Raw genomic sequence first — 11,559 nt, 5'->3', positions numbered from 1 at the left:
GGTCGGAAGAATCGTGGAGAACCTGATCGCGCTGCTCATCGCGGCGCCCCTGCTCGGAGCGGCCGTCCTGCTGACCGGCGGCCGGCGGTTCGACGCCGTCGGCCACTGGATCGGCACGCTGCTGTCGGCCACCTCCTTCGTGCTCGGCGTGATCCTCTTCGCCGACCTGCTCGGCAAGGACGCCGAACACCGCACCCTCACCCAGCACCTGTGGAACTGGATCTCGGTCGGCGGCTTCCAGGCGGACATCGCCTTCCGTCTCGACCAGCTGTCGATGACGTTCGTCCTGCTGATCACGGGCGTCGGCTCGCTGATCCACCTGTACTCCGTCGGGTACATGGAGCACGACGAGCGCCGCCGCCGCTTCTTCGGCTACCTGAACCTGTTCCTCGCGGCGATGCTGCTGCTCGTCCTCGCCGACAACTACCTGCTGCTGTACGTCGGCTGGGAGGGCGTCGGTCTCGCCTCGTACCTGCTGATCGGCTTCTGGCAGCACAAGCCCAGCGCTGCCACCGCCGCGAAGAAGGCCTTCCTGGTCAACCGCGTCGGCGACATGGGCCTGTCGATCGCGATCATGCTGATGTTCACCACCTTCGGCACCTTCGCGTTCGGCCCGGTCCTGACCCACGCCGGCGACGCCTCCGAGGGCCGGCTGACCGCGATCGGCCTGATGCTCCTGCTCGCCGCGTGCGGCAAGTCGGCCCAGGTCCCGCTTCAGTCCTGGCTCGGGGACGCCATGGAGGGCCCGACCCCGGTCTCGGCCCTCATCCACGCGGCGACGATGGTCACCGCGGGCGTGTACCTGATCGTCCGCTCCGCCGCGATCTTCAACGGCGCGCCGGACGCACAGCTCGTGGTCACCGTCGTCGGCGGTGTCACGCTGCTGTTCGGTGCGATCGTCGGTTGCGCGAAGGACGACATCAAGAAGGCGCTGGCCGGCTCCACCATGTCGCAGATCGGCTACATGGTGCTGGCCGCGGGCCTCGGCCCGATCGGCTACGCCTTCGCGATCATGCACCTGGTCACGCACGGCTTCTTCAAGGCCGGACTGTTCCTCGGCGCCGGCTCGGTCATGCACGGCATGAACGACGAGGTCGACATGCGCCGCTACGGCGGACTGCGCAAGTACATGCCGGTCACGTTCGTGACGTTCGGCCTCGGCTACCTCGCCATCATCGGCTTCCCGTTCCTGTCCGGGTTCTACTCCAAGGACGCCATCATCGAGGCCGCCTTCGCCAAGGGCGGCACCCAGGGCTGGATCCTCGGCGGCGTGGCCCTGCTGGGCGCGGCCATCACCGCGTTCTACATGACCCGCGTGATGCTGATGACGTTCTTCGGCGAGAAGCGCTGGCAGCCAGACGCGGAGGGCCACGAGCCGCACCCGCACGAGTCCCCGAAGACCATGACGATCCCGATGATCGTGCTGGCCGTCGGCTCGGTCGGCGGAGGCTTCTTCTTCCACCTCGGCGACCGCTTCGTGCACTGGCTGGAGCCCGTCACCGGGCACAGCGAGGGCAACTCCCCGGTCAGCGCCATGACGGTGACCGCCGCGACCCTGGTCTGCCTGGTCGTCGGCGTCGGCATCGCCTACGTGATGTACGGCCGCAGGCCGGTCCCGTCCGTCGCCCCGCGCGGCTCGCTGCTCACCCGCGCCGCCCGGCGCGACCTGCTCCAGGACGACTTCAACCACGTGGTCCTGGTGCGCGGCGGCGAGCACCTCACGCGCTCCCTGGTGTACGTCGACCACACCCTGGTCGACGGCGTCGTCAACGGCACGGCGGCCGGCTTCGGCGGCCTGTCCGGACGGCTGCGCCGGGTCCAGAACGGCTTCGCCCGCTCCTACGCGGTCTCGATGTTCGGCGGTGCGGCCCTCCTGGTCGCCGCGACCCTGCTGATGAGGGCGGTCTGATACCGATGTCCTTTCCCCTCCTGACAGCGACGGCGGTGCTCCCGGCCCTCGGGGCCGTCGCCACGGCCGCCGTGCCGGCCCGGCGGCGCACCGCCGCCAAATGGCTCGCGCTGCTGGTCTCGCTGGCCACGCTCGTCCTGGCGGCCGTCGTCCTGGTCCGCTTCGACCCCGGCGGCGCCCGCTACCAGCTCACCGAGTCCCACGCCTGGATCAAGGACTTCGGCGTCCGCTACGAACTGGGCGTCGACGGCATCGCCGCCGTGCTCATCGGGCTGACCGCCCTGCTGATGCCGTTCATCGTCCTCGCGGGCTGGAACGACGCCGACCCGATGGAGACGGGCAGCAGCCGGTGGCGGCCGACGCAGGGCTTCTTCGCCCTGATCCTGGCCGTCGAGGCGATGGTGATCATCTCCTTCGAGGCCACCGACGTCTTCCTCTTCTACATCTTCTTCGAGGCCATGCTCATCCCGATGTACTTCCTCATCGGAGGCTTCGGGGACCGTGCCCACGAGCACGGGGAGGCGGCCGCCTCCACGCAACGGTCCTACGCGGCCGTGAAGTTCCTGCTCTACAACCTCGTCGGCGGTCTGATCATGCTGGCCGCGGTGATCGGCCTCTACGTGGTCGCCGGGAACTTCAGCCTCCAGGAGATCGCGCAGGCGCGGGCCAACGGCTCGCTGCACATGGCGACCGGCACCGAACGCTGGCTGTTCCTGGGCTTCTTCTTCGCCTTCGCGGTGAAGGCCCCGCTGTGGCCGCTGCACACCTGGCTGCCCAACGCGATGCAGGAGTCGACCGCCCCGGTCGCCGTCCTCATCACCGCGGTCGTCGACAAGGTGGGCACCTTCGCGATGCTCCGCTTCTGCCTCCAGCTCTTCCCCGAGGCCAGCAAGTGGGCGACGCCGGTCATCCTCGTCCTGTCGCTCGTCAGCATCGTCTACGGCGCCCTGCTCGCCGTCGGCCAGCGGGACATCAAGCGGCTGGTGGCCTACGCGTCGATCTCCCACTTCGGCTTCATCGTCATGGGCATCTTCGCGATGACCAGCCAGGGCCAGTCCGGCGCCACGCTCTACATGGTCAACCACGGCATCTCCACCGCCGCGCTGATGCTGGTCGCCGGCTTCCTGATCTCCCGGCGCGGCTCGCGGCTCATCGCCGACTACGGCGGTGTGCAGAAGGTGGCCCCGGTGCTCGCCGGCACCTTCCTGATCGGCGGCCTCGCCACCCTCTCCCTGCCGGGTCTCGCGCCGTTCGTGAGCGAATTCCTCGTCCTGGTCGGCACGTTCACGCGCTACCCGGTGATCGGCATCATCGCCACGTTCGGCATCGTCCTCGCCGCGCTGTACACGCTCGTGCTGTACCAGCGGACGATGACGGGCCCGGTGAAGCCGCAGGTCGAGAAGATGCCCGACCTGCGTCCGCGGGAACTGCTGGTCGTCGCCCCGCTGATCGTGCTGCTGGTCTTCCTGGGCGTCTACCCGAAGCCCCTCACGGACTTCGTGAACCCGGCGGTCCAGCACACCCTGTCCGACGTCCACCAGAAGGACCCGAAGCCGGAGACGGAGGCGGCCAAGTGAGCGCACCAGCCGTCCACAGCCTGTGGACAACGGCGGCCGATCCGATCTCGAAGATCGACGCGCCGAAGATCGAATACGGACAATTGTCGCCGACGCTGATCCTGCTCGGTGCCGCGCTCGTCGGCGTGCTCGTCGAGGCGTTCGTCCCGCGCAGGTCCCGCTACTACGCGCAGGTGTTCGTGTCGGTCGTGGCGCTGTGCGCCTCGTTCGCCGCGATCGTCGCGCTCGCGGCCGACGGGTACGGCACCACGAAGGCGCATGTCGCGGCCATGGGCGCGATCGCGGTCGACGGACCGTCGCTGTTCCTCCAGGGCGTCATCGTGCTGGCCGGCCTGGTCGGCCTGTTCACCTTCGCGGAGCGGCGCCTGGACCCGGCCGCGCACGGCAGCAAGGTCGACTCCTTCGCCGCGCAGGCCGCGGCCGTCCCCGGCGGCGACGGCGAGAAGGCCGCCGTGAAGGCCGGGTTCACCACCACCGAGGTCTTCCCGCTGCTGCTCTTCGCGATCGCGGGCATGCTGGTGTTCCCCTCGGCCAACGACCTGCTGACGCTGTTCGTGGCCCTGGAGGTCTTCTCCCTGCCGCTGTACCTGCTGTGCGCGCTGGCCCGCCGCAAGCGGCTGATGTCGCAGGAGGCCGCGGTCAAGTACTTCCTGCTCGGCGCGTTCGCCTCGGCGTTCACCCTGTTCGGCATCGCCCTGCTGTACGGCTACGCGGGCTCGGTGTCGTACACGCGGATCGCGCAGGTCGTCGACGGCACGGTCGCGAGCGTCGACCCGGCGCTGGCCGGAACGATGGGCAACGACGCGCTGCTGCTGATGGGCAGCGCCCTGATCGTGATGGGCCTGCTGTTCAAGGTGGGCGCGGTCCCGTTCCACATGTGGACGCCCGACGTCTACCAGGGCGCGCCGACCCCGGTGACCGGCTTCATGGCGGCGGCGACGAAGGTGGCGGCGTTCGGCGCCCTCCTGCGACTGCTGTACGTCGTGCTGCCCGGCATGCGCTGGGACTGGCGGCCGGTGATGTGGGCGGTGGCGATCATCACCATGCTGGGCGGCGCGATCATCGCGATCACCCAGACCGACATCAAGCGGCTGCTGGCCTACTCGTCCGTCGCGCACGCGGGCTTCATCCTCGCCGGTGTCATCGCGACCACGAAGGACGGCGTGTCGGCCGTGCTGTTCTACCTGGCCGGGTACTCCTTCGTGACGATCGGCGCCTTCGCGGTGGTCACGCTGGTGCGCGACGCGGGCGGCGAGGCGACCCACCTGTCCAAGTGGGCCGGGCTCGGCCGGCGCTCCCCGCTGGTCGCGGCGGTCTTCGCGGTGTTCCTGCTGGCCTTCGCCGGCATCCCGCTGACCTCCGGTTTCGCCGGGAAGTTCGCCGTGTTCAAGGCGGCCGCGGACGGTGGCGCCGCTCCGCTGGTCGTGATCGGTGTGATCTCCTCGGCGATCGCCGCGTTCTTCTACATCCGCGTGATCGTGCTGATGTTCTTCAGCGAGCCGAGGCCCGACGGGCCGACCGTGGCCGTGCCCTCCCCGCTGACCATGGCGGCGATCGGCATCGGTGTGGCGGTCACCGTCGTGCTCGGCGTGGCCCCGCAGTACTTCCTCGACCTGGCGAACCAGGCGAGCGTGTTCGTGCGCTGAGAAGGCTCCTGTCCACGGGCGGCGGCCCGGCACCTGTCCACGGGTGCCGGGCCGCCGTGCTGCCGGTGCCGGTGTCGATGCTGGTGTCCGTGTCCGTGTCCGTGCCCTTGACCGGAATCACAGCCCACCGACCTGTGGATAACTCCGGGGCTGTCGGTGCGGGGCCCTATCGTGGAGGAAGTGGTCGAAGGGCGACGTACGGGGGGCACGGCAATGCGCGGGACGGGCGTGATCGAGGAGATGCCAGAGGCGACCGAGAGCGAGGCACTCGCCACGCTGCACCGGGTCTTCGGGTACGAGGCCTTCCGCGGCGAGCAGGGAGCGATCATCGAGCATGTGGTGGCGGGCGGTGACGCCGTCGTCCTCATGCCGACCGGTGGCGGCAAGTCGCTGTGCTACCAGATCCCCTCCCTGGTCAGGCCCGGCACGGGCGTGGTGATCTCCCCGCTGATCGCGCTGATGCAGGACCAGGTGGACGCTCTGCGCGCCCTCGGCGTGCGGGCCGGCTTCATCAACTCCACCCAGGGCTTCGACGAGCGGCGCACGGTCGAGGCCGAGTTCCTCGCGGGCGAGCTCGACCTGCTGTACCTGGCCCCGGAGCGGCTGCGCGTGGAGGCCACGCTCGACCTGCTCTCCCGCGGCAAGATCTCCGTCTTCGCGATCGACGAGGCCCACTGCGTCTCCCAGTGGGGCCACGACTTCCGCCCCGACTACCTGTCGCTCTCCCTGCTCGGCGAGCGGTGGCCGGACGTGCCGCGGATCGCGCTCACGGCGACGGCGACCCACGCCACCCACCAGGAGATCACCCAGCGGCTGGGCATGCCGTCGGCCCGCCACTTCGTGGCGAGCTTCGACCGGCCCAACATCCAGTACCGGATCGTGCCCAAGGCCGACCCGAAGAAGCAGCTCCTCGCCTTCCTGCGGGAGGAGCACGCGGGCGACGCGGGCATCGTGTACTGCCTCTCGCGCAACTCGGTCGAGCGGACGGCCGAGTTCCTGAGCTCCAACGGCATCGAGGCGGTGCCGTACCACGCCGGTCTGGACGCGGGGACGCGTGCGCGGCACCAGTCCCGGTTCCTGCGCGAGGAGGGCCTGGTCGTCGTCGCGACCATCGCGTTCGGCATGGGCATCGACAAGCCGGACGTGCGGTTCGTCGCCCACCTGGACCTGCCCAAGTCGATCGAGGGCTACTACCAGGAGACGGGACGCGCGGGCCGTGACGGTGCCGCCTCCGACGCGTGGATGGCCTACGGCCTCAACGACGTCGTCCAGCAGCGCAAGCTGATCCAGTCCGGCGAGGGGGACGAGGCGTTCCGCCGCCGGGCGGGCGCCCACCTCGACGCCATGCTCGCGCTGTGCGAGACGGTCCGGTGCCGGCGCGGCCAGCTGCTCGCCTACTTCGGCCAGGACGCCGACGCGGCCGCCTGCGGCAACTGCGACACCTGCCTGACCCCGCCGGAGACCTGGGACGGCACGGTCGCCGCCCAGAAGGTGCTGTCGACGGTGGTCCGGCTCCAGCGCGAGCGCGGGCAGAAGTTCGGCGCGGTGCAGATCGCCGACATCCTGCTGGGCAAGCGCACGGCCAAGGTGATCCAGTTCGACCACGACCAGCTGTCCGTCTTCGGCATCGGCCAGGACCTCGCCGAGGCCGAGTGGCGCGGGGTCATCCGCCAGCTGCTCGCCCAGGGGATACTCACGGTCGAGGGGGAGTACGGCACGCTGGCCCTCACCGAGGAGAGCGGCGCTGTGCTGCGGCGCGAGCGGGAGGTCCCGCTGCGCAAGGAGCCCAAGAAGCCGGCCGCGTCCCGGTCGGGCACCTCGGGGCGGGGCGACCGCAAGGCGAAGGCCGCCGCGGCCGAGCTGCCCGCCGAACTGGTCCCCGCCTTCGAGGCGCTGCGCGCCTGGCGTGCCGAGCAGGCCCGGGAGCAGGGCGTCCCGCCGTACGTCATCTTCCACGACGCCACGCTGCGGGAGATCGTCGCCCTCGGCCCCGCCTCGGTGCGTGACCTGGGCACGGTCGGCGGGGTCGGAGAGAAGAAGCTGGCGAAGTACGGCGAGGGCGTACTGGCCGTGCTGTCCGGCCTGGACGAGCCGGGCCGCTCCCCGGCGGCCCCTGCGGCCACGGCGGCCCCTGCGCGGACCGCCCCCGCCCGCGATGTCCCGGCCGTGGACGAGGAGCCCGAGCCCCCCTACTGGTCCGAGGCGGGAGAGGAGCCGGAGCCGGAACCGGAGGACTGGATGTGACCTCACGGGGCGCCCGGCACCCCCGCGGGTGGCGCGGGCGCCTCAGGACAGGGCGGTCAGCCCCGGCGCGAACGTGATCAGCAGGGGCAGCAGCGGCACCAGCGAGGCCACTGTCGTCGTCAGCGCCCGGTGCCGGGGCAGCAGGCGCGGCGGGGGCTCCAGGAGGCGGTCCACGCGTTCGCCGAGGAGCCGGCGGCTGGAGGCGCAGGACAGGACGCCCCGGTGCTGGTTCAGCTCGATCAGGGCCAGCGCGGTGGTGAGGTGGCCGCAGCGCCGGGAGGCCGTGTCGTCGGCGGACAGTTCGACCAGCCGGTGCGTCTGGTCGCAGAAGTGGGCGAAGAGCGGCACGCGCGGGAAGCCCGTGGCCAGCGCGGTGGACAGGTGCAGCAGCCAGTCGTGGTGGGCGCGGGCGTGGCCGCGCTCATGGGTGAGGACCGCGTCGAGCTGATGGTCGGTGAGCCGGTGCAACGCTCCGGTGGTCACGACGAGTTGCGGCGGATGGCCGGGCATCCACCAGGCGTCGGGGTACTCGTCCTCCAGGACCAGCAGGGGCCCGCGCGCGGCCGGCAGCCCCGCCGGCAGGTCCGGGGCGCGCTCGCGCAGATGCGCCCGGGCCTGGCCTCGGCGCCGGCGGGCCTCGGCGAGTTCCCGGGCGAGCATGGCGGTGGTCCAGGCGGCCCCGCCGGCCAGCAGCACGGTGAGGGCGTCGGCCCAGACGGGTGCGGGGGACAGGCCGTAGGCGGCGGTGACGGCGGGGGGAGCGGGGGCGAAGACGTGGTCGCGCACGGTGTGGAAGACGGCGGCCGCGCCGAGGACGAGCCCGGTCAGGCAGCTCAGCAGGACCGTGGCGACCAGGCACTGCCACACCCACAGGGCGAGTACGGGTTCCCGTTCGGGCCACGCGGCCCGGGTCAGCGCGCGAGGCGCCGGTACGGCGGCCGTCAGGCCGACGACGCTCAGCAGGAGCAGGCAGGCGATCATGCCGGGGCTCCGGTTCCTGGTCGGGCGGGAGTGCGGGTGGCGGGTGCTGCGTGTGCGGTGCGCGTGTGCCGTGCGTGGAGGTGCGTCGGCGGTGCGCGGACGATGCTCGGGCGATGCGTGGGCGTGCACCGGGGTGCGGTGCGTGGCGTGCGGCGCGTGGACCGTGCCGTGTGCCGTCCCGGTGCGGAAGTCCGCTCCGTCCCCGCCAGTATGACGGGGACGGGGGCCGCGGGGCAGGTGCCGGCGGGGATCCGGTCCCGCCCGGACCCGCCGCCCGCGCACCTGCCGCGTCCGCGCGAACTGTGGTGCCAGTATGGCGAGTTCACCTCACCCGGTCACCACGCGCCCGCTGACCTCGCCCAGCCCGATCCGGCCGCCGTTCTCCCCGGGGGCCCAGGCGGACAGGGTCACCACGTCCCCGTCCTCCAGGAAGGTGCGCTTGCCGCCGGGGAGTTCGAGCGGGTCGCGGCCGTTCCAGGTCAGCTCCAGCAGGGAGCCGCGCTGGTTCTCGGCGGGGCCGCTGACCGTGCCGGAGCCGTACAGGTCGCCGGTGCGCAGCGAGGCTCCGTTGACCGTCAGGTGGGCGAGTTGCTGGGCGGCGGTCCAGTACATGGTGGAGAAGGGCGGTTCGGAGACGACCTCGCCGTTGATCGCGACGGAGATGCGCAGGTCGTAGCCGCCGGGCTCGATCTCGGTGGCCGAGTCGTCGAGGTAGGGGAGCAGCGGGTGGGTGCGCTCCGGGGGTGCCACGCGCGCGTGGTCGAGGGCCTCCAGGGGGGTGATCCACGCCGAGACCGAGGTCGCGAAGGACTTGCCGAGGAAGGGGCCGAGGGGGACGTACTCCCAGGCCTGGATGTCCCGCGCGGACCAGTCGTTCAGCAGGCAGAGCCCGAAGACGTGCTCCCGGAAGTCGCCGAGCGCGACCGGGCTGCCCTGCGCGGAGGGCGCGCCCACGACGAAGCCGACCTCGGCCTCGATGTCGAGCCGGACCGAGGGGCCGAAGACGGGCGCCGGGTCGCCGGGTCCCTTGCGCTGGCCGGAGGGCCGTACGACGTCCGTGCCGGAGACCACCACCGTGCCGGCGCGGCCGTGGTAACCGATCGGCAGATGCTTCCAGTTGGGGGTCAGCGAGTCCTCCGCGTCTGGGCGGAAGATGCGGCCGACGTTACGGGCGTGGTTCTCGGAGGCGTAGAAGTCGACGTAGTCCGCGACCTCGAACGGCAGGTGCAGGGTGACCTGCGACAACGGATGGAAGAAGGGCTCGGTCGTGTCGCGGTGCGCGGGCACCGTGACCCATGCCGTGAGCGCGCGCCGCACGTCCGACCAGGCGGTGCGGCCGGCGGCGAGCAGCGGGCCGAGGGTGGGGCGGTCGAGGAGGGAGACGTAGGGCGAACCGAGCGCGGCGGCCGCGGCGCCCGCGTCGAGAACGTGGTCGCCGAGCCGGACGCCGACCCTCCGTTCCGTGCTGCCGGAGGGCGAGAACACGCCATAGGGGAGGTTGTGCGGGCCGAAGGGGTCGCCCTCGGGGACGTCGAAGGGGGGCATGGGGTGCTGCCTCACTCTCATCCGGGCCATGCATGGCGCTGTGTTCCATGTGGTCGCGCCACACGTTACGACTGCGTCATGTGTCTTGGGCAGTGCCTCAGGAGGTGTTCGGCCGGAGTCCCGACGAGGGAAGGCGCCGGCCCGGGGGAGGCGGGTGGCGTTGGCGTACGGGTTGCCCGGGCCGTGCATAAAGAGTTCGCAATGTCCGAATAGGTCTTGTCGGAGGGGCTAATTCCGGCTTAGCGTCCTTGGGGGACACGGACGGGGTGGGTCCGTTCCGTAGGGGGGACGCGTGGGGGGACCCGTGGCCAGAGACACCGTCAGTGTGCCTTTCGAGGCGGACCGCGAGGTGCCGGGGCTGATCGTCAAGTTCGGCGGCTACCCGCTGCACCACGGCGGGGTCGGCGCGATCCGCAGTCTCGGCAGGCTGGGCGTGCCCATGTACGCGATCACCGAGGACGCCTACACACCGGCGGCCTCGTCGCGGTACCTCAAGCGGGCGTTCGTGTGGCCGACGACCGGCGCCGAGGACCCCGGGCACCTGGTCGAGGGGCTGCTGCGGATCGGCCGCCGGATCGGGCGTCCGACGGTGCTGATCCCGACGGACGAAGAGGCCGCCGTCCTGATCGCCGAGCACCAGGACGCCCTGGCCGGACCCTTCCTCTTCCCGCGGGTCGACCCCGCGCTGCCCCGCCGGCTGGCCAGCAAGCAGGGACTGCACGAGCTGTGCGCGGAGCACGGCATCGCCAGCCCTGAGGCGGCCTTCCCGGAGTCGTACGAGGAGATCGCCGCCTTCGCCGACAAGGCGCGCTTCCCGGTGGTGGCGAAGAACCGCGAGGCGTTCGTGCGGCGCAAACAGCCCGCCGTCAACGGGACCACGAGGATCACCACCCGTGAGGGTCTGCTCTCCCTCGCCCGCGACTGGGGCGAGCAGCCCGGAGTGATCCTCCAGGAGTACCTGCCGAGGGAGGAGGCGGAGGACTGGATCGTGCACGCCTGCTTCGACGCGGACTCCAGCCCGCTCGCCCTCTTCACCGGCGTCAAGGTCCGCTCCTGGCCCCCGCACGCGGGCATGACGGCGAACGCGTACGTCGTCGACAACCCGGAACTCGCCGATCTCGCCGCGCGCTTCATCAAGGAGATCGGCTTCAGCGGCATCGTCGACCTCGACCTGCGCTTCGACCGGCGCGACGGACAGTACAAACTCCTCGACTTCAACCCGCGCATGGGCGCCCAGTTCCGGCTCTTCGAGAGCGGGTCGGGCGTGGACGTCGTACGCGCCATGCACCTGAACCTCACCGGCCGCCCGGTTCCGGAGGGCGAGCAGCGCTCCGGCCACCGCTACGTCGTGGAGAACATCGACCTGCCCGCCCTCCTCGCCTACCGCCGCAGCGGCTACACGACGCCGCACGCGCCGGCCCGGGCGAGCGGGACCGAGCTGGCCTGGCTCGCGGGCGACGACCCGATGCCGTTCCTCACCATGCTCGCCCGCTTCGTGCGTCCGGGCGCGCAGCATCTGTACCAGCTGTGGCGCACCAACCGCCGCGGCAGCACCGGCCCGGCCCCGAAGTAGCCGGGGCCGCCGGCCGGGGGACGTGGCGCGCGCCGCGGGCGGGTACCCCGCGAGCCTCGCCCGGCATCCCCCGGCGCACAAGTG

General features: G+C 71.5%; 7 protein-coding genes. 5 read left to right on the top strand and 2 right to left on the bottom strand.

From position 1 onward, the window contains the following. The first annotated feature begins 13 nt into the window (after window positions 1–13). The 4 genes from nuoL (at window position 14) to recQ (ending at window position 7,376) form a co-directional block, all read left to right on the top strand. Entirely contained in the window at window positions 14–1,909 is a 1,896-nt protein-coding gene (gene nuoL / locus ACIPRD_RS04920; protein ID WP_356401039.1) for an NADH-quinone oxidoreductase subunit L, read from the top strand. Between the two features lie 5 nt (window positions 1,910–1,914). After that, entirely contained in the window at window positions 1,915–3,486 is a 1,572-nt protein-coding gene (locus tag ACIPRD_RS04915; protein ID WP_401559862.1) for an NADH-quinone oxidoreductase subunit M, read from the top strand. After that, window positions 3,483–5,132, top strand: coding sequence for an NADH-quinone oxidoreductase subunit NuoN (nuoN, locus tag ACIPRD_RS04910; RefSeq protein ID WP_356401035.1), 1,650 nt, complete (start codon window positions 3,483–3,485; stop codon window positions 5,130–5,132). The genes ACIPRD_RS04915 and nuoN overlap by 4 nt, the downstream gene beginning before the upstream one ends. A 213-nt stretch (window positions 5,133–5,345) precedes the next feature. Continuing rightward, complete coding sequence (gene recQ / locus ACIPRD_RS04905) at window positions 5,346–7,376, top strand: DNA helicase RecQ (RefSeq protein WP_401560060.1); 2,031 nt, start codon at window positions 5,346–5,348, stop codon at window positions 7,374–7,376. Window positions 7,377–7,418: 42 nt separating this feature from the next. On the opposite strand, the gene ACIPRD_RS04900 is transcribed toward recQ, so the two are convergent. Together ACIPRD_RS04900 and fahA are read right to left on the bottom strand one after the other, a co-directional pair. Beyond that, window positions 7,419–8,357, bottom strand: coding sequence for a M56 family metallopeptidase (locus ACIPRD_RS04900; RefSeq protein ID WP_356401031.1), 939 nt, complete (start codon window positions 8,355–8,357; stop codon window positions 7,419–7,421). Between the two features lie 327 nt (window positions 8,358–8,684). Continuing rightward, entirely contained in the window at window positions 8,685–9,902 is a 1,218-nt protein-coding gene (gene fahA, locus ACIPRD_RS04895) for a fumarylacetoacetase (RefSeq protein WP_356401029.1), read from the bottom strand. A gap of 325 nt (window positions 9,903–10,227) precedes the next feature. Here fahA and ACIPRD_RS04890 point away from each other — a divergent pair, with 325 nt between their 5' ends. Next, window positions 10,228–11,475 (top strand): ATP-grasp domain-containing protein, encoded by a 1,248-nt coding sequence (locus ACIPRD_RS04890; protein ID WP_401560057.1) that lies wholly within the window; start codon window positions 10,228–10,230, stop codon window positions 11,473–11,475. Window positions 11,476–11,559: the final 84 nt, after the last annotated feature.

Source organism: Streptomyces sp. NPDC090108, from assembly GCF_044747185.1.
GTDB lineage: Bacteria > Actinomycetota > Actinomycetes > Streptomycetales > Streptomycetaceae > Streptomyces.
The sequence above is the reverse complement of the archived record's forward strand: the minus strand, read 5'-3'. Positions and strand labels throughout refer to the sequence as shown.